This is a genomic window from Microbacterium testaceum StLB037 (assembly GCF_008763945.1).
GTDB lineage: Bacteria > Actinomycetota > Actinomycetes > Actinomycetales > Microbacteriaceae > Microbacterium > Microbacterium testaceum_G.
Genome location: NZ_VTQH01000001.1, coordinates 1,460,501 through 1,482,787 on the forward strand (window position 1 = coordinate 1,460,501; position 22,287 = coordinate 1,482,787).

At 70.7% G+C, this 22,287-nt stretch carries 24 protein-coding genes and 1 pseudogene; 20 read left to right on the forward strand and 5 right to left on the reverse strand.

Going from position 1 to position 22,287, the window contains the following annotated elements; translation table 11 throughout:
- Positions 1 to 21 precede the first annotated feature (21 nt).
- The 5 genes from F9B98_RS06810 (at position 22) to F9B98_RS06830 (ending at position 4,703) form a co-directional block, all read left to right on the forward strand.
- Positions 22 to 921, forward strand: a complete 900-nt coding sequence (locus tag F9B98_RS06810; RefSeq protein WP_150954690.1) for a MetQ/NlpA family ABC transporter substrate-binding protein — start codon at positions 22 to 24, stop codon at positions 919 to 921.
- The gene (locus F9B98_RS06815) at positions 918 to 1,943 is read left to right on the forward strand and encodes a methionine ABC transporter ATP-binding protein (RefSeq protein WP_150954693.1); all 1,026 of its coding nucleotides are present in this window, start codon (positions 918 to 920) and stop codon (positions 1,941 to 1,943) included. Before F9B98_RS06810 ends, F9B98_RS06815 begins: the two co-directional genes overlap by 4 nt.
- Complete coding sequence (locus tag F9B98_RS06820) at positions 1,940 to 2,599, forward strand: methionine ABC transporter permease (RefSeq protein WP_150954696.1); 660 nt, start codon at positions 1,940 to 1,942, stop codon at positions 2,597 to 2,599. Before F9B98_RS06815 ends, F9B98_RS06820 begins: the two co-directional genes overlap by 4 nt.
- Before the next feature lie 83 nt (positions 2,600 to 2,682).
- Entirely contained in the window at positions 2,683 to 3,093 is a 411-nt protein-coding gene (locus F9B98_RS06825) for a hypothetical protein (protein ID WP_150954699.1), read from the forward strand.
- Positions 3,094 to 3,311: 218 nt separating this feature from the next.
- Positions 3,312 to 4,703 carry a DUF1524 domain-containing protein gene (locus F9B98_RS06830; protein ID WP_150954702.1) on the forward strand — a complete coding sequence of 464 codons (1,392 nt, stop codon included), beginning with the start codon at positions 3,312 to 3,314 and terminating at the stop codon, positions 4,701 to 4,703.
- Positions 4,704 to 4,903: 200 nt separating this feature from the next.
- Here the strand turns inward: F9B98_RS06830 and F9B98_RS16125 are convergent, their stop codons facing one another.
- Both F9B98_RS16125 and F9B98_RS06840 read right to left on the reverse strand, forming a co-directional pair.
- A complete protein-coding gene (locus tag F9B98_RS16125; RefSeq protein ID WP_225310251.1) occupies positions 4,904 to 5,530 on the reverse strand; it encodes a TetR/AcrR family transcriptional regulator in 627 nt (208 codons plus the stop codon).
- A 10-nt stretch (positions 5,531 to 5,540) separates the two neighbouring features.
- Positions 5,541 to 6,302, reverse strand: a complete 762-nt coding sequence (locus tag F9B98_RS06840; protein ID WP_150954705.1) for an acetoacetate decarboxylase — start codon at positions 6,300 to 6,302, stop codon at positions 5,541 to 5,543.
- Positions 6,303 to 6,398: 96 nt separating this feature from the next.
- On the opposite strand from F9B98_RS06840, the gene F9B98_RS06845 reads away from it, so the two are divergent.
- From F9B98_RS06845 to rpsN, 12 genes and pseudogenes are all read left to right on the forward strand, one after another.
- On the forward strand, positions 6,399 to 7,277 hold the full coding sequence (locus tag F9B98_RS06845) for a 3-hydroxyacyl-CoA dehydrogenase family protein (RefSeq protein ID WP_150954708.1): 879 nt from the start codon (positions 6,399 to 6,401) through the stop codon (positions 7,275 to 7,277).
- Between the two features lie 90 nt (positions 7,278 to 7,367).
- Positions 7,368 to 8,381 (forward strand): metal ABC transporter solute-binding protein, Zn/Mn family, encoded by a 1,014-nt coding sequence (locus F9B98_RS06850; protein WP_150954710.1) that lies wholly within the window; start codon positions 7,368 to 7,370, stop codon positions 8,379 to 8,381.
- On the forward strand, positions 8,378 to 9,193 hold the full coding sequence (locus tag F9B98_RS06855; protein WP_150954713.1) for a metal ABC transporter ATP-binding protein: 816 nt from the start codon (positions 8,378 to 8,380) through the stop codon (positions 9,191 to 9,193). Before F9B98_RS06850 ends, F9B98_RS06855 begins: the two co-directional genes overlap by 4 nt.
- Positions 9,190 to 10,050, forward strand: coding sequence for a metal ABC transporter permease (locus tag F9B98_RS06860; protein WP_150954715.1), 861 nt, complete (start codon positions 9,190 to 9,192; stop codon positions 10,048 to 10,050). Before F9B98_RS06855 ends, F9B98_RS06860 begins: the two co-directional genes overlap by 4 nt.
- A gap of 76 nt (positions 10,051 to 10,126) precedes the next feature.
- The gene (locus F9B98_RS06865) at positions 10,127 to 10,540 is read left to right on the forward strand and encodes a Fur family transcriptional regulator (protein ID WP_056224791.1); all 414 of its coding nucleotides are present in this window, start codon (positions 10,127 to 10,129) and stop codon (positions 10,538 to 10,540) included.
- Positions 10,509 to 11,555, forward strand: a complete 1,047-nt coding sequence (locus F9B98_RS06870) for a permease (protein WP_225310252.1) — start codon at positions 10,509 to 10,511, stop codon at positions 11,553 to 11,555. Before F9B98_RS06865 ends, F9B98_RS06870 begins: the two co-directional genes overlap by 32 nt.
- On the forward strand, positions 11,548 to 12,405 hold the full coding sequence (locus tag F9B98_RS06875) for a DUF1980 domain-containing protein (RefSeq protein ID WP_150954718.1): 858 nt from the start codon (positions 11,548 to 11,550) through the stop codon (positions 12,403 to 12,405). Before F9B98_RS06870 ends, F9B98_RS06875 begins: the two co-directional genes overlap by 8 nt.
- Complete coding sequence (locus tag F9B98_RS06880) at positions 12,395 to 13,819, forward strand: hypothetical protein (protein ID WP_150954721.1); 1,425 nt, start codon at positions 12,395 to 12,397, stop codon at positions 13,817 to 13,819. The genes F9B98_RS06875 and F9B98_RS06880 overlap by 11 nt, the downstream gene beginning before the upstream one ends.
- Positions 13,819 to 14,516, forward strand: a pseudogene (locus tag F9B98_RS06885) (DNA-3-methyladenine glycosylase). Before F9B98_RS06880 ends, F9B98_RS06885 begins: the two are co-directional and overlap by 1 nt.
- Positions 14,517 to 14,654: 138 nt before the next feature.
- Positions 14,655 to 14,891 carry a 50S ribosomal protein L28 gene (rpmB, locus tag F9B98_RS06890; protein ID WP_055832508.1) on the forward strand — a complete coding sequence of 79 codons (237 nt, stop codon included), beginning with the start codon at positions 14,655 to 14,657 and terminating at the stop codon, positions 14,889 to 14,891.
- A complete protein-coding gene (gene rpmG, locus F9B98_RS06895) occupies positions 14,891 to 15,061 on the forward strand; it encodes a 50S ribosomal protein L33 (RefSeq protein WP_013584775.1) in 171 nt (56 codons plus the stop codon). The genes rpmB and rpmG overlap by 1 nt, the downstream gene beginning before the upstream one ends.
- A gap of 4 nt (positions 15,062 to 15,065) precedes the next feature.
- Positions 15,066 to 15,371, forward strand: a complete 306-nt coding sequence (gene rpsN / locus F9B98_RS06900) for a 30S ribosomal protein S14 (RefSeq protein ID WP_022878196.1) — start codon at positions 15,066 to 15,068, stop codon at positions 15,369 to 15,371.
- Positions 15,372 to 15,478: 107 nt separating this feature from the next.
- Here the strand turns inward: rpsN and F9B98_RS06905 are convergent, their stop codons facing one another.
- Positions 15,479 to 16,930, reverse strand: coding sequence for a helix-turn-helix transcriptional regulator (locus F9B98_RS06905; protein ID WP_150954724.1), 1,452 nt, complete (start codon positions 16,928 to 16,930; stop codon positions 15,479 to 15,481).
- A gap of 416 nt (positions 16,931 to 17,346) precedes the next feature.
- Between F9B98_RS06905 and F9B98_RS06910 the strand changes: the two genes are divergently transcribed.
- Together F9B98_RS06910 and F9B98_RS06915 are read left to right on the forward strand one after the other, a co-directional pair.
- On the forward strand, positions 17,347 to 17,634 hold the full coding sequence (locus tag F9B98_RS06910; RefSeq protein ID WP_013584778.1) for an HU family DNA-binding protein: 288 nt from the start codon (positions 17,347 to 17,349) through the stop codon (positions 17,632 to 17,634).
- Positions 17,635 to 17,711: 77 nt separating this feature from the next.
- Positions 17,712 to 19,694, forward strand: a complete 1,983-nt coding sequence (locus tag F9B98_RS06915) for a cytochrome c oxidase assembly protein (protein WP_150954727.1) — start codon at positions 17,712 to 17,714, stop codon at positions 19,692 to 19,694.
- 91 nt (positions 19,695 to 19,785) lie between these two features.
- Here the strand turns inward: F9B98_RS06915 and F9B98_RS06920 are convergent, their stop codons facing one another.
- Together F9B98_RS06920 and F9B98_RS06925 are read right to left on the reverse strand one after the other, a co-directional pair.
- Positions 19,786 to 20,868 carry a hypothetical protein gene (locus tag F9B98_RS06920; protein WP_150954729.1) on the reverse strand — a complete coding sequence of 361 codons (1,083 nt, stop codon included), beginning with the start codon at positions 20,866 to 20,868 and terminating at the stop codon, positions 19,786 to 19,788.
- Positions 20,869 to 20,910: 42 nt separating this feature from the next.
- Positions 20,911 to 21,744: an NAD(P)/FAD-dependent oxidoreductase gene (locus F9B98_RS06925; RefSeq protein ID WP_150954732.1), complete on the reverse strand. Its 834-nt coding sequence runs from the start codon at positions 21,742 to 21,744 to the stop codon at positions 20,911 to 20,913.
- 51 nt (positions 21,745 to 21,795) lie between these two features.
- Here F9B98_RS06925 and F9B98_RS06930 point away from each other — a divergent pair, with 51 nt between their 5' ends.
- On the forward strand, positions 21,796 to 22,281 hold the full coding sequence (locus F9B98_RS06930) for a MerR family transcriptional regulator (protein ID WP_150954735.1): 486 nt from the start codon (positions 21,796 to 21,798) through the stop codon (positions 22,279 to 22,281).
- The last annotated feature ends 6 nt before the right edge of the window (positions 22,282 to 22,287 follow it).

Below are 22,287 nucleotides of genomic sequence, written 5' to 3' on the forward strand. Positions count from 1 at the left end.
GCCGCGTGCTGACGTGGTCTCATGACTTCTCGCACCTCTCGCCTGGCCACGATCCTCGGCGCCTCCACCGCTGCCCTTCTGCTCGTTCTCACCGGTTGCGCCGGGGGTGCGGCATCCGGAGAGGACTCCTCCCGCCTGGTGCTCGGGGCCGACGACGGCACCGAGGCGCACTGGACGGTGCTGAAGCAGAAGCTCGCCGACGAGGGCATCGACCTCGAGGTGCGCACGATCAACGACGGTGTGCAGCTGAACCAGGGCGTGCAGGACGGCGAGCTCGACGGCAACCTCTTCCAGCACCTGATCTACCTGTCGCAGTTCAACGTCGAGAACAGCGGCACGCTCGTTCCGGTCGGCGCGACCGCGGTCTACCCGCTGGCGCTGTACTCCGAGCAGTACACGGACGTGAAGGACCTGCCCGAGGGTGCGAAGGTCGCGATCCCCAACAACCCCACCAACCTCGCCCGCGGCCTGCTCAACCTGCAGACGGCGGGACTGCTCACCCTCAAGGACGGCGGCAACGCCCTGTCGACGCCCGCCGACATCGTCTCGAGCAAGGTCGAGCTGCTGCCCGTCGACACGAACCAGACGGTCACCGCGCTCAAGGACGGCAGCGCGCAGGCGGCCATCGTCAACAACACGCAGGCGCAGAAGGGCGGGCTCGGCGACGAGCTCATCATCTTCAAGGAAGACCTGAACAACCCGCAGCTCGCGCCGTACATCAACGCCTTCGTCACGCGCGATGACAAGAAGGACGACCCCCGCTGGGCCAAGGTCGTCGCGGCGTACCACTCGACCGAGGTCGAGACGGCGGTCACCGAGCTGAACCAGGGCAACCTGCAGTTCAAGGCCGACTGGACCGGCGCGCAGCTCCAGGACGAGCTGACGAGCCTCGAAGACGCCCTCAAGGCCCAGAAGGGATGACCTCGGTCATCGAGCTGCGGGGCGTCACGAAGAGCTTCCGCGCCGACCGCCGCACCACCACCACCGCCGTCGACGACGTGTCGTTGACGGTGGAGGAGGGGTCGATCGTCGGGGTCATCGGGTACTCCGGCGCCGGCAAGTCCACCCTCGTCCGGCTGCTCAACGGACTCGAGCAGCCCACGTCCGGCACCGTCGAAGTGCTGGGAGTGAACGTGGGGGATGCCACGGAGGCGAGGCTGCGCGACCTCCGGCGCCGCGTGGGCATGATCTTCCAGCAGTTCAACCTCTTCACCTCCCGGACGGTGGCGGCCAACGTCGCCTACCCGCTCAAGGTGGCGGGCTGGAAGAAGGCGGACCGCGACAAGCGCGTCGCCGAGCTGCTCGAGTTCGTCGGGATCGGCGACAAGGCGAAGCAGTACCCCCGGCGCCTGTCGGGCGGGCAGAAGCAGCGCGTCGGCATCGCCCGCGCGATCGCGACCGACCCGCGCATCCTGCTCGCCGACGAGGCGACCAGCGCCCTCGACCCGCAGACCACCGCCGAGGTGCTGGACCTGCTGCGCGAGATCAACCGGCGCCTGGGCATCACGATCGTCGTCATCACGCACCAGATCTCGATCGTGCACGAGCTGTGCGACCAGGTCATCGTGATGGATGGCGGGCGGGTCGTCGACAGCGGCGACACCTACCGCGTGTTCGCACACCCGCGCGCCGAGCTGACCAAGCGCTTCGTCGCGGCGGTGACCCAGGGGGTCCCCTCGGGCGAGGCTCTGGCAGCGCTCGCCGCGGGTGGCGGCGACCTCGTGAGCGTCGAGATCAACGAGTTCTCGAGCGAAGACGTCTCGAACGTCTTCCACCGCCACGGCGCGCGGCATTCCGTCGTCTACGGCGGCGTGACCGACGTGCTCGGCAAGCAGCTCGGCACCCTCACCTACCGGGTGCACTCCGACGACCTCACCGCCGTCGTGGCGGAGCTGCGCGAGCACACCGAGGTCGCCGTGCCGGCTCGAGAGGTGACCGCATGAACAAGTGGGACACCCTCACCCCGGTGCTGATCCAGTCGATCGGCGAGACCGTTTACATGGTCGCCGTCTCGCTGCTGATCTCCGGCGTCGCGGGACTGGCCATCGGCGCGCTGCTCTACGCCACGCGCCCCGGCAACCTCTTCGCCAACCGTGCGGTCTTCGCCGTCGCCAACCTCGTGATCAACCTGATCCGGCCGATCCCGTTCATCATCTTCCTCACCGCCGTGGCCCCGGTCACGCGCGCTGTGACGGGGACGACCCTGGGGACGGATGCCGCGATCGTGCCCATCACGATCATGGCCACGGTCGTGATCGCCCGCGTCGTCGAACAGAACCTCGTGGCCGTCGATCCGGGCACCGTCGAGGCGGCCCGGGCCGTCGGCGCGCGCCGCATCGGCGTGCTGTTCGGCGTCGTGATCCCCGAAGCCCTCGCGCCGCTGATCCTGGGCTACACGTTCATGTTCATCGCCGTCGTCGACATGTCGGCGATGGCCGGCTACATCGGTGGCGGCGGGCTCGGCAACTTCGCCATCATCTACGGCTACCAGCAGTTCAACGCGCAGGCGACCTGGGTGACGGTGGCGATCATCGTCGTCATCGTGCAGGCGGGTCAGCTCGTCGGCAACGCGCTGGCGCACCGCATCCTGCGCCGCTGACGCGCGCATCAGCGGGGGCGGCGGCGGGGGCGGCGCCGCCCCCGCCTGCGCTGAGCTGAGCCGCCCCCGCCTACCCTCGAAGGATGAGCCTGACCCGCACCTTCGCCCGCTGGCTGCTCGGTGCCGCACTCGTCTTCACCGGCACCGCGCACCTGACGTTCGCCCGCGAAGCGTTCGTCGCTCAGGTGCCGTCCTGGCTGCCGATTCCGGTCGACGTCACGGTCGTGGCATCCGGGGTCGTCGAGATCGCGCTGGGACTCGCCCTGCTCGTCCTGGGCCGCTGGCGCGTCGCCGTCGGCTGGATCGTCGCGGCCTTCTTCGTCGCGATCTTCCCCGGCAACATCGAGCAGTTCGTCCGGGGCACCGACGCCTTCGGCCTCGACACCGACCTCGCTCGCGGCATCCGTCTGCTCTTCCAGCCCGTGCTGGTCGTCTGGGCGCTGTGGTCCACGGGGGCGTGGAAGGCCTGGCGCGCGCGAAGACGAGATTGCTGAGCCGCGAACCGCATCCGCCCCGCCCGGGCGCGTCCGGTATCGATTTCGTCTCGACATTTCCCGCCCACGCATCCTGCATTCGCAATTCGTCCAGGTGCATTCAGTGCGGTCGGGCGACCTGCATTCCCCTGAATACTCTCGAAAGGTTGTTTCGAGGGGGGGAGGGGAATCATGCGATTCCGGAATGCAGTGGTCCGAACGACGTCGGCGGTGGCCGCGTGACGAATGCGACGCCGGGGTGGTACCCCGACACCGAGACTCCCGGTCGCCTGCGCTGGTGGGACGGCCGCCAGTGGACGAACGACTTCACGCCGCTGCCGCCCGCGCCGAGCGTGACCACCGCCCCACCTCCGGCGGCACCGGGCGAGGCGCGCCCCTGGTTCTCGCGCGTCCCGATGTGGGGCCGGATCGTGGTCGGTCTCGTCCTGCTCGTCGCGCTGTGGCTGCTCGCCCCGTTCGTCGCGATGGTCGCCCTCGTGGTGCTTGTCACCGGGATCGTCTCGCTCGCGCGCAACACCCCGACCTGGCTGAGGTTCCGCTCGCGGTCGAGCGCCGCGATCTGGACGGTCTCCGCCGTCGTCGCCTTCGCGGTCGCGGGAGGCATCACGGGGGCCACCTCGCCGAAGAACGCGACCCCGGTCGCCCAGGCGGTGCCCGTCGCCACGGCTTCTGCGACGCCGTCGCCGACGCCCACGGCATCCGCCACCCCGTTCGCCGACGATCAGGCCGCCCTCGCCGCGTTCGCGGGGCAGGCGGGCACCGTCGTCGACGCCTCGGCGACCACCGACAAGACCGCACTCGCGGTGCTGGACACTCTGGCCGTGAAGGGGCGCGCGCCCAAGACCGGGTACGACCGGGTGCAGTTCGGCCAGCGCTGGCTCGACGTCGACCGCAACGGATGCGACACCCGCAACGACATCCTCGGCCGCGACCTGAAGGATGCCGTGCGCTCCGGAACCTGCCGGGTGACCGGCGGCACGCTCGCCGACCCGTACACGGGTAAGAGCATCGCCTTCGTCCGCGGCCAGGGCACCTCGGAGCTCGTGCAGATCGACCACGTCGTCGCGCTGTCCGACGCGTGGCAGAAGGGTGCGCAGCAGCTCAGCGCCGACCAGCGCGCCAGCTTCGCCAACGACCCGCTCAACCTGCTCGCCGTCGACGGTGCGGCGAACGCGCAGAAGGGCGACGGCGATGCCGCGACCTGGTTGCCCTCGCAGAAGTCGTACCGCTGCACCTACGTCGCGGCGCAGATCGCGGTGAAGGCGACATACGGCCTGTGGGTGACCGAGGCCGAGCGTGACGCCATGAAGCGCGTGCTCGAGAGCTGCCCGGAGCAGGTCGTGCCGACCTCGGCCTTCGCGGCGCCCGCTCCGGTCGCCGCACCGGAGCCCGAGCCGGTCGTCGCTCCGGTCGTCGCGCCCGAGCCGGCCCCGGCGCAGCCTCAGCCCGCTCCCGCCGAGCCCGCGCCTGCGCCTGCGCCGCCCGCCGAGGACGCGTACTACGCCAACTGCGACGCCGTTCGCGCGGCCGGCAAGGCGCCCCTGTATCGGGACCAGCCCGGTTACCGGTCGAAGCTGGACCGCGACAACGACGGCGTGGCCTGCGAGTGACGAGCGCGCCGCTCACCCGCTGAACGCCTGAGACGCGCCGCTCCCTCCTCGGGGGCGGCGCGTCTCGGCGAGCAGGCGGAGGGGCGGATGCCGTGACCTCGCGCCCGCGCGGCCGGCCGGGCCGGGCGCGGGTCGGGCTCGGCCAAATGCGGGTCGCGGACTCTGCTGTGCGCCGCCCGTGCCGCGGCGTCGGCCCGCGCTCAGGCGGAGGCGGACCCGCGCGTCAGCCCGAGGATGCAGCCCTCGACCGCGGCCACGCGCACCCGCTGAGTGTCGGCGTGCAGCACGCTCTGGCTCACCGCCCCGACGTGGGCGGCGACGACTGCGCGCGTGAAGAGCGCGGGGTCGATCACCGGGTGCAGGCCGATGCGCGAGAGGCACTCCACGAGCAGCGGCTGCAGCGTGTCGTGGAAGTGATCCGTGTGCGCGGTGAGCAGCATGCGGACCTCCTCGTCGTGACGCGCCCGCGTGATGAGCACCGAGCGGATCGCGTACCACTTCTCCTCGGGCGGGAGCCCCTCGACGACGCCGCGCACGATGTCGTCGAGGGTGGGCTGCTCGCTGCTGCGGGCCTCGCCGAGCATGTCGCTCAGCAGCTCGAAGACCAGCTCGGCCTGCTGCTCGTAGACGGCGAAGAACACCTCGTCGACCGAGCGGAAGTTCGAGTAGAACGCGCCCCGCGTGTAGCCCGCGCGCCGGGTGATGGCCTCGACGCTCACCGAGGTGCTGCCGGTCTCGTCGAAGATCGCCTCGGCGGCCGCGATCAGCGCCGTGCGGGTGCTGCTGCGGCGTCGCACGGGCTTCGATGCCTCTGCGGGGGTGGTCACGGGCTCCACGTTACGCAGCGGCGGCGCGGTTCACCTCGTCGAGGTAGTCGACGACCGGGCGGACGGGGGCGAGCGTCAGGTCGGTGACGATGTGCGAGGCGCTGACGATCTCGCGCACGGGGAGGTCGGCCATCGGGGCGAGCGCGTGCTCGAAGAGCTGCAGGCGGGCGGGCCCAGTCCACGCCTCTTTCACGACGATGTCGGTGATCTCGGTGCGCACGAGGTGCGCCGCGCGCATGCCCTGCGTGAACACGTCGGGCACGAGCTTGACCATGAAGGTCGGCACCGTGATCTGCGCCTTCGCCTCGTCGAGGTCGAGCGGCTCCCACTTGTAGCCCATGGTCGCGGTGGCCACGCGCTCGCTGCCGCGGTCGAGGGTGCCGACGAGGGCGCCCTGGTCGACGCGCAGGTCGGGGGTTCCGATCACCTTCGGGTAGGCGCTGAGCTCGCGCCCCGACACGGTGGCGGCGAAGTTGTCGAGGTACATCGCGTGCAGGTACTCGCCGCGCTCGCCGTCGAGGGTGACGGGGATGGCCTGGCCCGACTCGACGTACGGGCCGTAGCCGTCGACCTCGCCCATCTTCATGACCTCGAAGCGCACGAGCGGCTCGTCGATCTCGAGCGGCTCCGGGACCACGGCGCGCAACGCGTCGGCATCCGTTCGATAGACGACGTTGAAGTACTCGCGGTTCAGGAACCGCGTGGCCCGCAGTGGGTAGACGGGGGCGGTCAGCGGGGTGGTGCCGCGGCGGAGGATCTCGAGGGGGTTCATCGGTCATCACCTGTTCAGTACGAAGTGTATTGAGTACAGTGTGTATCGAGGGGTCCGCATTCGCAAGGCGACCTCGGCTCCACGAGAGGAAATGACATGAGCGTCCCGCTGCCCCGAAACACCGACACCCGCCCCGTGACCGTCATCGGGGGTGGCACGCTCGGTCGTCGCATCGCGCTGATGTTCGCCAGCGGAGGGGCCGACGTGCGCATCTTCGATCTCGCGGATGCCGTGCGCTCCGCCGCCGTCACCTACGTCGAAGAGACGCTGCCCTCGGTGGTGGCCGCCCGCGAGGGAGCCGTCGCCGGCACCGTGCAGGGCGCCGATGAGTTGGCATCCGCCGTCTTCGACGCCTGGCTCGTCGTCGAGGCCGTGCCCGAGCGGATCGAGCTCAAGACCTCGGTGTTCGGAGATCTCGACCGCCTCGCGCCGGCGGATGCGATCCTCGCCAGCAACTCGTCGTCGTTCGCGTCGCGCCTGATGATCGACCGGGTCTCGACGCCCGAGCGCGTGCTCAACATGCACTTCTACATGCCGCCGCAGCAGAACGCGGTCGACCTCATGAGCGACGGGCAGACCGCGCCCGAGGTCATCGCGTTCCTCCAGGAGCAGCTGCCGCGCTTCGGGGTCTTCCCGTTCGTCGCCCGCCAGGAGTCCACCGGCTTCATCTTCAACCGCATCTGGGCCGCCATCAAGCGCGAAGCCCTCGCGGTCGTCGCCGACGGCGTCTCGACACCCGAAGACGTCGACGCGATGTGGCGGGTCAACTCCGGCGCCCCCGCGGGTCCGTTCCAGATGATGGACCAGGTCGGCCTCGACGTCGTGCTCGACATCGAGCAGCACTACGCCGACGAGAATCCGCACCTTCCCGAGGGTCCGCGCGAGCTGCTGAAGCGCTACGTGGATGCCGGGAACCTCGGCGTGAAGTCGGGTCGCGGCTTCTACGACTACAGCTCGCGAGCGGACGCCGCCTGAACTCGGCGTGGCCCGCGCCCGATCCTGGGAACCTCGTATGGGGAGCGCGTTGAGTTTGAGAACGATTATCAACGACGGTACGGTTTCCCCATGACCCGCCGCATTCTCGCCCCCGTCATCCTCGGGGCCGTCTCCGTTCTCGCGCTCGCCGGTTGCGCCGGCGGAACCGCGTCCCCCGCCTCGTCGTCGGACGCGTCCGGAAAGGTGAAGGTCGTCGCCTCCACCGACGTCTACGGCTCCATCGCCCAGGCGGTCGGCGGTGACTACGTCGATGTCGCGTCGATCATCACCTCCCCCAGCCAGGATCCGCACGAGTACGAGGCCAGCGCGCAAGATCAGCTCACGTTGAAGAACGCCGGGCTCGTGATCGAGAACGGCGCGGGCTACGACGCGTTCATGGAGTCGCTCATCCAGGCCAGCGGTACCTCCGCCCCCGTGCTCACCGCGGTCGAGTACAACCACGACTACCCCGGTGCCGAATCCCACGACGACGCTCACGCCGACGACGCGAGCCCGGCGCCGAGCGAGAGCGCCGACGACCACGCGCACGCCGACGACGACGGCCACGAGCACATCGAGGGCTTCAACGAGCACGTCTGGTACGACCCGCACACGATTGAAGACCTCACCGAGGCGATCGCCTCCGAGCTCGGCAAGCTGGCGCCCGATCACGTCGCCGACTTCAACGCGAACGCCGAGTCCTTCACCCAGCAGATCGCCGGCCTCGAGGACTCCCTCGACGCGATCAAGGCGAAGGATGCCGGCAAGAAGATCTTCGTGACCGAGCCGGTGCCCGTGTACCTCACGACGGCCGCGGGCCTCGACAACGCGACCCCGAACGAGTTCAGCGAAGCGGTGGAGGAGGGCCAGGACGTCCCGCCCGCGACCCTGCTCGAGTCGCTCCAGCTGCTGGATTCGGGCCAGATCGGCGTCATGATCGTCAACCCGCAGACCGGCGGCGCCGAGGTCACCCAGGTGCAGAACGAGGCTAAGAGCAAGAACATCCCCGTGATCGAGTTCACGGAAACCCTCCCCGAGGGTCAGACTTACATCTCGTGGATGCAGAGCAACATCACGGCGCTGTCCGACGCGCTGGCGGCGTGAGCGCGGCCGCCCCGCTGCGCATCCGCGGCGCCGCCCTCGAAAGGGGTGGCCGGGAGCTCTGGGCCGGGCTCGACCTCGAGGTCGAGCCCGGCGAGCTCGTCGCGGTGCTCGGACCCAGCGGGTCGGGCAAGACCACGCTGCTGCGCGCGATCCTCGGCCTCGAGCGACTGAGCTCCGGCTCGATCGAGGCCCTCGGCGCCCCCGTTCGTCGCGCCGGCAACCGCCGGATCGGTTACATCCCCCAGCAGCGCCCGCTGCCCCGCGAGACGCCCCTGCGCGGCCGCGACATCATCGGCCTCGGCGTCGACGGGCACCGGCTCGGCCTGCCCCTGTCGCGCAAGAAGGACCGCGCGCGCATCGACGAGCTGCTCGAGGCGGTCGGGGCGACGGCCTTCGGCGACCGCCCGGTGGGCCTGCTCTCGGGCGGAGAGCAGCAGCGGTTGCGCGTGGGCCAGGCCCTCGCCGACGACCCCGCCCTGCTGCTGTGCGACGAGCCGCTCACGAGCCTCGACCTCGCCAATCAGCAGGCGGTCGTGCGCCTCATCGACCGCCACCGCCGTGAGCGCGAGGCCGCCGTCCTGCTGGTCACGCACGACATCAACCCCGTGCTCTCGCGCGTCGACCGCATCCTCTACATCGCCAACGGCCGTTTCACGCTGGGGACCCCCGACGAGGTGCTCACGACGGAGACGCTCTCGGCCCTCTACGGCGCCCCCGTCTACGTCGTGCGCGCGGGCGGTCAACTGATCGTCGTCGGAGCCCCGGACGCCGATGAGGCCCACCACCATCACCACGACGAGGACGACGCATGAACTGGTCCGACGTCGGCAACGCCCTCTTCGGCGGCGTGAGCCAGTACGGCGCGATCCTCGAGCTCGTGCAGAACTCCGTCTACGCCGGCGCCGTGCTCGGCCTCGTCGGCGGGCTCATCGGCGTCTTCGTGATGCAGCGCGACATGGCCTTCGCCGTGCACGGCATCAGCGAGCTGTCGTTCGCCGGTGCCGCCGTCGCCCTGCTCATCGGCGTCGACGTCGTCTCGGGGTCGATCGTCGGCTCCCTCATCGCGGCGGCTCTGATCGGGGTGCTGGGCGCTCGCGCGCGCGATCGCAACTCGATCATCGGCGTGCTCATGCCGTTCGGGCTGGGGGTCGGCATCCTGTGCCTCTCGCTCTACAACGGCCGCAGCGCCACCCGGTTCAGCCTGCTCACGGGGCAGATCGTGTCGGTGCAGAGCGAGCAGCTCGGCTGGCTCGTCGTGATCGGCGTCGCGGTGCTCGTCGCCCTGCTGCTCATTTGGCGCCCGCTGCGCTTCGACTCGCTCGACCCGCAGTCGGCGGCGGCACGGGGGGTTCCGACCACCGCGGTCTCGCTCGCGTTCATGCTGCTGCTCGGTCTCATCGTGGCCGTCGCGGTTCATATCATCGGCGCTCTGCTCGTGATGGCACTGCTGGTCACGCCCGCCGCGGCGGCGATGCGGGTGGCGTCCGGTCCGCTGTCGGTGCCGCTGCTCGCGGCGCTCTTCGGCTTCGTCTCGGCCGTGGGCGGCGTGCTGCTCGCGGTGGCCGGCACGCTGCCGGTGAGTCCGTACATCACGACCATCTCGTTCGCGATCTACCTCGTCTGCCGACTGGTCGGGGCTCGCCGCGACCGCACGACGCGAGCGCTCTAAGGCAGGGGTGCGCAGGCCCGCGGCGAGTTCCGTCACGCCCAGCCGATTCACCGATCCCCTCGCTAGACTCGCGGCCATGGTCCAGCGCAACACGTGGCAGCGCGAACGCGTGCGGGAGGCTCTGTCCGGAGCCCCCGGCTTCGTCAGCGCCCAGTCGCTGCACGCGACCCTGCGCGACGAGAACACCGGCATCGGTCTCGCGACGGTGTACCGCACGCTCGCGGGTCTCGCCGCCCGCGGCGACGCCGACTCCCTGCAGAGCCCCGACGGCGAGAACCTCTTCCGCGCCTGCGAGACCCGTGGCCACCACCACCACCTGATCTGCCGCTCGTGCGGCAAGGCCGTCGAGATCGCCGCGACCGACGTCGAGGAGTGGGCGCAGCGCACCGCCGCGCAGCACGGATTCAGCGAGGCCGAGCACGTCGTGGACATCTTCGGCATCTGCACCGACTGCGCCCATGCCCGGGCTCGCGAGCGTGGCGACGAGTAGTCGCACCACGGCCCCCACGCCGCAGCGCACGGGCGCCTCCCGCACCCTCGTCGCGCTCGGCCTGGGTGTCGTCGTGGTCACGGCGTTGTTCCTCATCGATGCCTTCGCTCCCACCTTGTTCGCGCAGTCTCTCCCGACGCGCGCGCAGGACGGCCTCACTCTCGCCCTCAGCGTGCTGATCGAGTCGCTGCCGTTCGTGGTCCTCGGCGTGGTGCTGTCGATCATCGTGCAGGTCTGGGTGCCCCCGGGGGCGATCGAGAGATGGATGCCGCGCGCGCCGTGGGCGCGCCGGGCCGTCCTGTCGCTGCTGGGAATGTTCATCCCGGTCTGCGAGTGCGGCAACGTGCCCTTCGCCCGCGGTCTGCTCATGCGCGGTTTCGGGGTGAGCGACACGCTGACCTTCCTCGTGGCGGCTCCGATCGTGAACCCGATCGTGATCATCAGCACGCACGCCGCCTTCGGATTCAGCGACGGCATTCTGGTCGCGCGTCTGATCGGCGGTTACCTCGTCGCCAACCTCATCGGCTGGCTGTACAGCCGGCATCCCGATCCCGACAAGCTGCTCACCGAGCGCTTCCTCGAGACCTGCGAGATCGTGGTGCAGGAGCGCGGCGACCGCGGTCGGCGCACCCTCGCCCAGTTCGTCGTCGAGCTGCGCTCGGTCATGCCGGCCCTGATCATCGGTTCGCTCCTGGCCGGCGCCGTACAGGTGCTCGTGCCGCGCAGCGCGCTGCTGGCCATCGGCTCCGACCCGGCGCTGTCGATCGCCGCGATGATGGCGCTCGCGATCGTGGTGTCGCTGTGCTCGAACGTCGATGCGTTCTTCGCGCTGTCGTTCGCCTCGACCTTCACGCCCGGGTCGATCGTCGCCTTCCTCGTGGTGGGGCCGATCATCGACCTCAAGATGATGGCGCTGCTGCGCACCACCTTCTCGACCCGTGTGCTCGTCGGAATGACGGTCGTCGTGGTGCTCTTCGCCTTCACGCTCGGAACGGTGGTGAACCTCCTTGTCTAGAACGGGTGCTCTCGCCACGCGCTGGCTCGGGGTGGGCCTGACCGCGTGCCTGTCGATCACGACGATCACGCTGTGGGCCACCGGCCGCATGGCGCTGTACATCAACCCCGATTCGGCGTGGTTCGCCGTCGGCATGGCCTTCCTCGCGCTGATCGGCTCGATCGCGTCGTTCGCCCTGCCGCTCGGAGCCGAGGCGGATCACGGCCACGATCACGAGCACGGCCATGCCCCCGCCGCGGCCTCGGCTCGCCGGGAGGCCTTCGCGCACGCCGATCACGAGCACTCCGACCCGCTCGACGCGCACGATCACGCGGCCCACGACCACCTCGCGGCCCGACCGCGCCTGACCCCCGGCGGGATCGCCGCGTTCACGGGCGGCGTCCTCGCCTCGGGCGCCGTGATCGCCGTGCTCCTGACCCCCGCCGCGTCGCTGTCGACCGAGTTGGCCGTGTCGCGCGACGTGGGCGCTCCACCGTTGTTCGCCGGCTCCGATGTCGTGACCCTCGCCGCCTCGGGCGACACCTCGAAATTCGGAATCGGCGACTGGTCGGCGGTGTTCGCGCACGCCACGAACCCCGAGACCTTCGACGGCAAGCCCGTCACGCTCACGGGCTTCATCACCCCGGCGACCGACGGCTCGAGCTTCGATCTGACCCGGCTGGTCATCACGCACTGCGTCATCGACGCGCAGACCGCGCGCCTGCCGATCGCGGCGAGCACCGACGCCCCCTCGACCGGGCAGTGGGTGACCGTCACGGGTACGGTGCGCTCGAGCGGCGACGGCAAGCTCGCGGTGCACGCCGACCAGGTCGCCGCGATCGCCGAGCCTTCGGACCCCTATGAGTACTGAATCCCGTCGCGGCGGCGACTCCCGCCGTTCGCGCGCGCGTCGTCGGCGCGGCCGCGGCTTCGCGATCGCCTTCGCCGCGGTCCTCGTCGGTCTCGTCGTGGTCGGCGGTCTCGGCGGAGTGATCGCCGTGGCGCAGGGGCCGCGCGTCACGGACGTGCAGGTCGATCCGGCGGCCGCCGTCGCGGCATCCGGATCCCGCGTGATCCTCACCACGACCCAGTCCCTCGAGAAGGTCGACCCCTCGCAGGTTCAGGTCGACCCGGCGACGCCCTTCACCGTCGACACCGCGGGCCGCAGCGTCGGCGTGCGTTTCACGCTGCCGCTGCGCGACGACACCGACTACACGATCACCGTCAACGGGGTGAACGGTCTCGGCGCCGGTCCCGCATCGACGCTGACCGAGACGTTCCGCACCCCCGCCCTGCAGGCCTACCTGATGCAGCGCGGCACCCCCGAGGGCGACACGATCTTCCGCACCGATCTGCAGGGGCAGGCGGGCCTGCCCGTCTTCGTGCACCCGCACATCGAGGACTTCCGCGCCACCGCGAACCATCTCGTCATCTCGGTGCGCGACGGCGACACCCCGCGGGTCATCGTGACCGACCCCGACGGCAAGAACCAGCGCGACATCACCCTCCCCGGCCCCGGCTACGTCACCAATCTGCAGTCCGCCGACCGCGGGGAACGCATCGGCTTCACCTTCTCGGATGCCGATCTGGGCGCCGCGGGAGGACGCGAGAGCCGTCTGTTCACGGCATCGGCCGCCGACGACTCCCCGCCGGTGGAGGTCGGGTTGAACGGCGGCGACGTGCGCATCGCCGACTACCGCTTCGTGCCCGACACCGACAGCATGCTCGTGCTGACCTTCGACTCGCGCCTGCTCTTGACCGACGCGCAGGGTGGCAACGCCGCTCCGCTCGGCAGCGCCGTGTCGATCGACGGCATCGCGCGCGGGTCGTCGGTCGCGATCGTGGAGCGCCTCGAGGGCATCCGCGAGATCAACCTCACCGACGGCTCGGAGCAGGCGCTCGTCGACCCCGTCGATCCCCCCGGCATGGCGGGGCGCGCGACTCCCCTGCCCGGGGCCGGAGCGGGCACGATCCGCTCGTTCGCCGACATCAGCTCGGACGGCGTCTCGCGCTCCACGATCGTCGCGCACGTCGACACCGACGGAACCGTCCGGCAGCTGCTGACCGTGCCGGGCTCCGATACCGTGCTGCAGACCTGCGTCTCCCCGAGCGGACGCTATGCCGCCGTGCTCGTCGCCCCCCGGGCCGTCGACAACCCCTTCGACCGCTACCAGCTGCCGCTCCCGCAGCGTCTGCTCACCCACCTCGTCGAGGTCGACACCGGCCAGGAGGTCGTCGCTCTGCAGGGCTTCGACCTGTCGTGGTGCCAGGTGCCCCCGCAGTGATGCGTCCCGCGACGCGCGCCGACCTCTCGGGCCTGCCGGTCGCGGTGGCACCGCGACTGCTCGGTGCCCTGCTCGAGACGGAGGTCGCGGGGGAGCGGGTCGTGGCGCGCCTGACCGAGGTCGAGGCCTACCACGGCCGCGGCACCGGCGATCGGCCCGATCCGGGCTCGCACGCGCGCATGGGGCCGACCGCGCGCAATGCCACGATGTGGGGCGAGCCGGGTCACCTCTACGTGTACCTGAGTCATGGCATCCACTCGTGTGTGAACGTCGTCTGCGGGCCCGAGGGGGTCGCCGGCGGAGTGCTGCTGCGCGGCGGCGAGATCGTCGAGGGTGCCGACATCGCCGAGCGCCGACGTCTCGAGCGCCGCGGCGCGGTGCGGGCGGCGCGCGATCTCGCCCGCGGTCCCGGACGTCTCGGAGACGCGGTGGGCCTGCGGCATCCGATCCACGATGGGATCGACGCCATCACCGGTGAGGAGCGCGCGGGCGCCCGGGCGCGGCTGCTCCTGCCCGACGCCGCCCCCACGGTCGTGGCGACCGGCCCCCGCGTGGGTGTCGCGGGCGTCGCCGGAACCGACGCGTTCCCCTGGCGCTTCTGGATCGAGGGGGATGCCACGGTCTGCCGTTCCGGTGGGGGCGGGGAGCGGCCGAGGCGGCGGCTCGTCAAGGCGACACGCCGCCCGTGCTAGACTGACCCCTTGTCTGCGCGCACTCCAGCACGCAGTTCGCATCTCATCTCCCGATTCGCGGCTATCGCCGTGCTCGGGCGGGGTGCAGACAAGGGATCTTGGGTGACACCGTCCGGTGTCACGGTACAGAAGGAGACATCACCATGGCAGCAGTGTGCCAGGTGACTGGAGCGGTTCCCGGCTTCGGTCACAACATCTCGCACTCGCACCGCCGGACGAAGCGCCGCTTCGACCCGAACGTGCAGAAGAAGACCTACTTCGTTCCGTCGCTGGGTCGCAACATCAAGCTCAACGTTTCGGCGAAGGGCATCAAGGTCATCGACGCTCGCGGCATCGAGTCCGTCGTCCGTGACCTGCAGGCGAAGGGCGTGAAGCTGTAATGGCGAAGAAGGCTCAGGACGTTCGTCCGATCATCAAGCTGCGTTCGACCGCCGGCACGGGGTACACCTACGTGACGCGCAAGAACCGCCGCAACAACCCCGACCGCATCGTGCTCAAGAAGTACGACCCCGTGGTCCGCAAGCACGTCGACTTCCGAGAGGAGCGCTAAGCACATGGCTAAGAAGAGCAAGATCGCGCGCAACGAGCAGCGCAAGGTCGTCGTCGAGCGCTACGCCGCGAAGCGCGCCGAGCTGAAGAAGACCCTGGTCGACCCCAACGCGACCGACGAGGCCCGCGAGGCCGCCCGCGTGGGTCTGCAGAAGCTCCCCCGCAACGCGTCGCCCGCGCGCGTGCGCAGCCGCGACGTCATCGACGGCCGCCCCCGTGGCGTCCTCACGAAGTTCGGCGTCTCGCGCGTCCGCTTCCGTGACATGGCCCACCGTGGCGAGCTGCCCGGTGTGACCAAGTCGAGCTGGTAAGCGCCAGAGACCCGACCGAAGGGCGGGGGTTCCGAGAGGAGCCCTCGCCCTTCGGCGTTCCCGGGAAGTCGTGCCCCGGCGAGCCCGTCTGCGGACGAGGGAGCCGCTCAGCCGTCGAGCGCGTTGAGCTGTTCGATGGCCTCGGCCCGTCCGCTCACCCCGAGCTTGAGGTAGATCGATCGCACCTGGCTCTTCACGGTGTTGAGCGAGACCCCGCGTTCGCGCGCGATCTCGGCCAGGCTCAGCGGGCTCTCCAGGAGAGACGCGAGCGCCCGCTCCGTCGGGGTGAGTCCCTGGGCGGGGTAGGCCGGGGCACTCTCGTTGTCGGGCGCCGCGACGCGGGCGAGGATGGCCCCGAGAGACGGCATGAGGTGGCGGAGCTCGGGATGGTCGGCCATCACGTCCTCCATGAGACTGCGCGTCTCGTCGTGCGGAAGCATGATGAAGGGCGTGGCCCAGGTTCCGGAGCGCGCCACGATCAGCAGGGCGGCCTCCATGCTCTGCTGCGCCCGTCGCGCGTTGCCGAGTCGCTTCTGCGCGAGGGCACGGCGCATCAGCACGGGCGTGAAGGTGCGCAGGCAGTGCTCGGTCTCGGTGGCCACGCACGCGTCGGTCTCGATGAGCAGCTCGCGCTCGCGGCCGAGGCGGAGGAGAGCGGCGGCGCGCTGCATCGAGAAGCAGATCCCGTGTCCCTCGGGGTTGTCGTACGGCGCGAGGACGGCCAGCGCCTGCAGGTCGTCGCCCTGCGCGACGTAGAGGTCGGAGAGCACGCACACCAGGAAGTAGCGCACCATGCGATGGCTGGCGTGCCGCAGGCTCCCGTGCAGCAGCTCGCGCGCTTCGACCCGCCCGTCCGCGAACTCGTGACGCAGGAGCTTGACCATGACGCCCGCCGCTCGGGCCGTGTACGTCCAGTACGCGTCGTCCGGCTGTGCGCCGTCCATCGCCGCAGGCACGGCGGCCAGGCGCTCGATGTCGAAGCGCGCCGACGAGGTGAGGATGTCGGCGAGGAAGAGGAGATAGGCGGTCTCTTCGACCGGCCAACCCCCGGAGGAGAACACTGCTTCGGCCTCTGCGAAGGCTTCTTCGGCCGGCGTGTACTCGCCGTTCATCGCGTGCCCCAGGGCGATGACCGAGAGGGCGCGGTACCGCAGGGCCGGGGTGTCGGCGAAGAGCAGCGATTCCGCCCCGAAGCGGGCGGCCTGCTGCGCCGAGCCGTTCGCGAGGCAGTATTCGCCCACGCTGGCCAGCAGAAGGGCACGGCCGCTCGACGAGAGGGCGGCGGGGCGCTTGAGGCGCACCTCGTCGAAGTACAGGCGGACGACCTCGGCGCCGTCGCCGAGAGCGTCGCGCCGTGCTCGCGCCGACAGCAGCGCCGCGACGGTGTGCGCGGTCGCGTCGGTCCACACCGGCGGCGGCGCCGGCAGCTCGGCCTCGGCGAGGAGGGCGAGATGACGGGGAATCGGGATGCCGTGACCCGGTGCCAGGCGCGACGCCGTGGTCACCACGGCCGCGCGGAGGGTCGCGCGCGCATCGATGGAGGAAGCGGTTCCCGGCATCGCACCTCCGTGTGTCGAGAGCCGGCGGGTCTCACCCCGCCGGGGTGTCGTCCCCGTTCTGGTTCGAAAAATCGTACGTGTGATCTCCGATTTCCGCCCGGCACATCCCCCGGATCCCGCGGGTCCCGCGCTGGTGCCTCGAGTAATCTCGCCCGCGCGGGCCCCGATCTTCACCCGCGCCGGCCGGCGCGCGCGTTCGCCCGACCGCGGAACGGGGCACCACGCACGCGTCCCACAGGTCACATTCGTCCCTCCGCGGTGCGACACGCCGTGGCGAATGGGCCGAAATCGGTCAGAATCCGCGTGATTCCGCGGTTCGGTTGATACTGTCGAGGCGGTCTCCCGACCACCGAGGAGGATTTCCCCCTCGTCCGCGTAACGAGAGGCGACCTCGTCGTCGCCTGGAGGACAACCACATGGCTGACAAGTCCATCACCAAGACCGAGCTCGTCGCGAGCATCGCCAGCGCGACCGGGCAGAGCCAGTCCGCCGTGTCGGGCGTGCTCGACTCCCTCTTCTCCACCGTCTCCGAGGCGGTCGCCAAGGGCAGCAAGGTCTCGATCCCCGGCTGGATCGCCTTCGAGCAGGTCGCGACGTCGGCTCGCACGGGCCGCAACCCCCAGACGGGCGAGGAGATCTCGATCCCCGCCGGCAAGCGCGTCAAGGTGACCGCGGGCTCGAAGCTCAAGGCCGCCGTCAAGTAAGACGACGTCGAATCACAGAGGGGGGCTGCCGCACGGCATCCCCCCTCTGTCGTTCCTGCGCGACGTAGGCTGGAAGGGTGAATCCCCGCCTGCTCCGCGTCGCGGGACCCGTCATCCTGGTCGTGGTCTCGCTGATCGCCGTCGCGGTGGGGCTCGCCTACGGCGGCGGTGCCGCTCCGACGCAGCTCGCCGACCCCGGCCCGGTGGTCCGCTGGGGTCTGCCGATCGCCACGGTCGTCGTCAACCTCTCCGCCGCCACGATGGTCGGCTCGCTGGTGCTGGCGCTCTTCGCCCTCCCCGCGGGGGAGCGGCCTTTCGAGATCGCCCTCGACACGGCATCCATCGGCGCTGCCGTCTTCACCGTCTCGGCGGCGACCACGGGCTATCTGACCTTCCTCAACGTCCTGAACGCGAAGCCGACGCTCGACGCGGTGTTCGGCCAACAGCTCGGGCGCTTCCTCGTCGAGAGCTCGATCGGGCAGGCGTGGCTCATCACCACGATCGCCGGCGCCGTGCTCACCGTGCTCACCTTCGCCGTCCGCTCGTGGGTCCCCACGCTCGTGGTCGCGATCCTCGCCCTCGCCTCGCTGATCCCGATGGGAACGCAGGGCCACGCGGGCGAGGAGGCCAGCCACAACGCGGCGGTGACCTCGCTCGTGCTGCACATCATGGCCGCGGCGGTGTGGCTCGGCGGGCTGATCCTGCTCGTCGTCGTGCGCCCCGCGATGTCGCGGGGACAGCTTCAGACGATCCTGTTGCGCTACTCCTCGATCGCGCTCGTCGCCTTCATCGTGGTGGCGGTCTCGGGCACGGTGCGCGCCTCGATCGGTCTGCTGGGTCTGCAGAACCTCTGGTCGGCGTACGGCGTGCTCGTGCTGGTGAAGGTGGGCGCGCTGATCGCGATGGGCGTGCTCGGGGCCTGGTATCGCCGTCGACTGATCTCGCGAATGGCCGACGAGCCCGGCTCGCGCCGCTTCTGGGGCGTCATCACGCTCGAGCTGGCGTTCATGGGCATCGCCAGCGGCGTCGCCGCCGCTCTCGCGCGCACGCCCCCGCCGGTGCAGCCCCCGCTCGTGGGCCAGACCCCGGCCGAGGTGCTGACCGGCGCACCGCTTCCGCCCGAGCTGACGATCGAGCGCTGGTTCACCGCGTGGGACGTCGACCTGCTCTGGACCTTCGTCGTGGCCTTCGGGGTGTTCTTCTACCTCGCGGGCGTCTACCGGCTTCTGCGTCGCGGCGACTCGTGGCCGATCTACCGCACGGTGCTGTGGTGCCTCGGCATGCTCGGGGTGTTCTGGGTCACGTCGGGACCGATCAACGTGTACCAGGACTACCTGTTCAGCATGCACATGATCGGGCACATGCTGCTGTCGATGGCGATTCCGCTCCTGCTCGTGGCGGGGGCGCCGGTGTCGCTCGCCGCGCGCGCGATCCGCAAGCGCACCGACGGCACCCGAGGCGGGCGCGAGTGGATCCTCTGGGCCGTGCACAATCCGGTCGCGAAGGTGCTGACCAACCCGTACGTCGCAGCGGGGCTGTTCATCGGATCGCTCTGGGCGTTCTACTACACCGACCTGTTCCGCTGGTCGCTCTACGACCACGTCGGCCACATCTGGATGGTCGCGCACTTCCTCGTCACGGGCTACCTGTTCGTGCTGAGCCTGATCGGCATTGATCCGGTCCCGTACCGGCTGCCCTACCCGATGCGGCTGCTTGTGCTCATCGCGATCATGGCGATGCACGCCTTCTTCGGCATCGCGATCATGATGAACTCCGGCCTGATGGTGGCTGAGTGGTTCGGGGCGATGGGGCGCACCTGGGGCGCGACACCCCTGCAGGACCAGTACGTCGGCGGCGGTGTGGCGTGGTCGGTCGGCGAGATCCCGACCCTCATCCTCGCGATCGCCGTCGCCATCCAGTGGAGCCGCAGCGACGAGCGTCAGCAGCGCCGCCGCGACCGCCACGTCGACCGCGTGGGCGACGTCGAGCTCGACGCGTACAACGAAGAGCTGCAGCGGCTGGCCGAGCGCGACGCGCGGGTCGCCTCGCGCGGCGCGTAGGGCACCGTCCCGTCGGCGGGCGTCCGCCGGGCGGGTGGGCGGCCCGCGGGTGGGCGAGGGTTCCCCCAGGTGGCCGGCTCGGGCGCGCGGCTCAGTCGGACGGAGAGCCGCCGACGAGGATCGACGCGGTGCCGTCGGGAAGCACCGTGATCTCGCCGTCGACGCGGAACGCGACGTCTTCCTCGACCGTGCGCACGCTGCCGTCGAAGATCGAGCGGATGTCGACGACGATGTGCGCGACCGCGTCCGCCGAGGGGATCCGCCACCCGGCACCGTCGGGGACGACGGTCACCACGGGCTGCTGGACGATCGACCAGGTGGGGGCGTCGTCGATGCGGTTGCGCACCGTGAAGCCGAAGGGGCATCCGGTGGGCTGCAGCACCTGCTGCTGGGCGCAGGCGGTGAGGAAGTCCTCGACGCGGGACTGCACGACCGAGATGAACTCGTCAGTCGGCTGCGCCTGCAGCTCGACCGGGACGCTCGCCAGCGGCGCATCCGCGAGCACGGCGACGCCGGGGGTGGCCGAGATGGCCGTGTCGACGTTCACCGAGTACAGCCCCGGCGAGAACACCAGCAGCGGCACCGCCGCGGTAGGGTCGACGTCGGCTCCGTCGAGCGAGACCTGGCGCTTGTCGACCTCGAAGCCGTTGACGGCGAACCGCATCGACCCGTCGACCGTGAGCTTCATGACCGACAGCGGGCTGCGGGCGAACCGCCACCGTGGCAGCAGGCCCTCGTTCGTATCGTGCTGGACCGAGAAGGTCGTCCGTCCGCTGTAGCCGCCGGCGGTGTAGCTGACCGTGATCTGCGTCCGGTCGCCGTCCGTGCTCTCGCCGGTGATCTCGGCATCCGTCAGCGCGGCGAGGGCGTCCGGTCGCAGCAGCGCCTCGGACGCGGTGGCCGGGAGGCCCGCCGACTCCAGATCGGCGGAATCGACCGCGACGCCGGGTAGCGCGAGCGCTTCGGCCGTCCGGCGCTCCTGCAGCAGCTCGAGGTAGTGCTGGACGAAGGCGCGCGGGCTGTAGAACTCGCGATAGAGCGAGGCCGCTCCGGCGCCCAGTGCTGCGATCAGCAGCACCCCCACCAGGACGGTCGCGACGATCACGCGTCCCGGGCGTGCGGGCGCGCCGCGGACGCCCTCGGGCGTCGCGGGGCCCCCGCCTGCGGTGTCCACGCCCCCAGTGTAGGAAAGGCTCCTGTACGGGCGCCGCAGGCGTCACTGCATGACGAGCGACTGCACCACGGCGACGGCGGCGAGCTGACCGCCGGCGAGGGCCGCGGCGAGCGAGAACATCGGCCCCGGCTGGTGGTCGGGCTGGGCCAGGTCGCCCACCGCGTACACGTTCTCGACGCTCGTCCGACCGAACGGGTCGGTGCGTACGGCCCCCGACTCCTGCAGCTCCACGCCGAGTCCGTCGAGGAACGTCGCGCGCGAGCGCCAGGTGGGGGCGACGAAAGCCCCGGCCACCTCGAGCACCGATCCGTCGACGCGTTCGAGGGCGAGGCCTTCCGCGGTCCCGTCGACGCGGACGACCGTGGCGGGATCGACGAGATGGACCTCGGATGCCACGGGCTCGAGCATGCGGCCGAGCACGGCGGCGTGGTCGCTGCCGTTGACGATCGCCACGGGACGGCCGGCGAACTCGTGTCCGTGGCAGAAGGGGCAGTTCGCGACGCGGTCGCCCCACTGCTCCTGCAGCCCGGGGATGTCGGGGAGCCGGTCGGCGACCCCGGTGGCGAGGATCACGGCGTGGGCGCTCAGGCGTTCGGTGCCGACCGTGACGGTCAGGGCGGCGTCGTCTCGCGAGACGGCCGAGACGGCGGCATCCCGGATCTCGACATCGGGGTACGCGGCGATCTCGTCGCGGCCGAGGCGGCGCAGCTCGGCGGGGTCGCGCCCGTCGTTGGTCAGCAGATTGTGCGCGTGGCGCACGGTGCCGTTGCGGTACTCGCCCGAGTCGAGCAGGAGGGTGCGGCGGTGCATGCGCCCGAGGGTGAGGGCTGCCTGCAGGCCGGCGGGGCCGCCTCCGATGATGATCGCGTCGTACACGATGGGGTCCTTCCGTTTGCGTTCGGCTCCATCCTGTGACTTCATGTCGACATGAAGTCAAGCGCGGTGACGGACGGCGAGTCGATCGGAGAGGCGGCGGCGCGGTTCGGCCTCGAGACCCACGTGCTGCGGCACTGGGAGGAGGAGGGGCTCCTGCATCCGACTCGGGATGCCGCGCGTCGGCGACGCTACGTCGAGCGTGACAGCGTGCGGATCGCGGTGATCCTGCGGAACAAGGCGGCGGGTCTCTCGCTCGAGCAGATCCGCGTGCTGCTCGACGAGGAAGCCCCCGACCGCCACCGCGTGCTCGAGGAGCACGTGGCCGAGCTCGACCGCCGTGCGGCCGACATCGCGCAGGCGCGCGCCATGACCGAGCACGCGCTGCGCTGCCGTTCGCACGACATCACCGAGTGCCCGCGGTTCCGCAGCCACGTCGCCGACGTGCTGTCGGGCGAGGCCCGCTGGCTGCTCGTCCACACCGAGCCGATGGGCGGCCCCGTCCCCAGCCCGCCGCCCGGGGCGACCCGTGCGAACTAGCATGGG

Bases quoted from the DNA above. Each gene is read 5' to 3' on its own strand.
- F9B98_RS06810 (WP_150954690.1), top strand. From the start codon at position 22: ATGACTTCTCGCACCTCTCGCCTGGCCACGATCCTCGGCGCCTCCACC.
- F9B98_RS06815 (WP_150954693.1), top strand. From the start codon at position 918: ATGACCTCGGTCATCGAGCTGCGGGGCGTCACGAAGAGCTTCCGCGCC.
- F9B98_RS06820 (WP_150954696.1), top strand. From the start codon at position 1,940: ATGAACAAGTGGGACACCCTCACCCCGGTGCTGATCCAGTCGATCGGC.
- F9B98_RS06825 (WP_150954699.1), top strand. From the start codon at position 2,683: ATGAGCCTGACCCGCACCTTCGCCCGCTGGCTGCTCGGTGCCGCACTC.
- F9B98_RS06840 (WP_150954705.1), bottom strand. From the start codon at position 6,302: ATGAACCCCCTCGAGATCCTCCGCCGCGGCACCACCCCGCTGACCGCC.
- F9B98_RS06845 (WP_150954708.1), top strand. From the start codon at position 6,399: ATGAGCGTCCCGCTGCCCCGAAACACCGACACCCGCCCCGTGACCGTC.
- F9B98_RS06850 (WP_150954710.1), top strand. From the start codon at position 7,368: ATGACCCGCCGCATTCTCGCCCCCGTCATCCTCGGGGCCGTCTCCGTT.
- F9B98_RS06860 (WP_150954715.1), top strand. From the start codon at position 9,190: ATGAACTGGTCCGACGTCGGCAACGCCCTCTTCGGCGGCGTGAGCCAG.
- F9B98_RS06865 (WP_056224791.1), top strand. From the start codon at position 10,127: ATGGTCCAGCGCAACACGTGGCAGCGCGAACGCGTGCGGGAGGCTCTG.
- F9B98_RS06870 (WP_225310252.1), top strand. From the start codon at position 10,509: ATGCCCGGGCTCGCGAGCGTGGCGACGAGTAGTCGCACCACGGCCCCC.
- F9B98_RS06880 (WP_150954721.1), top strand. From the start codon at position 12,395: ATGAGTACTGAATCCCGTCGCGGCGGCGACTCCCGCCGTTCGCGCGCG.
- rpmB (WP_055832508.1), top strand. From the start codon at position 14,655: ATGGCAGCAGTGTGCCAGGTGACTGGAGCGGTTCCCGGCTTCGGTCAC.
- rpmG (WP_013584775.1), top strand. From the start codon at position 14,891: ATGGCGAAGAAGGCTCAGGACGTTCGTCCGATCATCAAGCTGCGTTCG.
- rpsN (WP_022878196.1), top strand. From the start codon at position 15,066: ATGGCTAAGAAGAGCAAGATCGCGCGCAACGAGCAGCGCAAGGTCGTC.
- F9B98_RS06905 (WP_150954724.1), bottom strand. From the start codon at position 16,930: ATGCCGGGAACCGCTTCCTCCATCGATGCGCGCGCGACCCTCCGCGCG.
- F9B98_RS06910 (WP_013584778.1), top strand. From the start codon at position 17,347: ATGGCTGACAAGTCCATCACCAAGACCGAGCTCGTCGCGAGCATCGCC.
- F9B98_RS06930 (WP_150954735.1), top strand. From the start codon at position 21,796: ATGAAGTCAAGCGCGGTGACGGACGGCGAGTCGATCGGAGAGGCGGCG.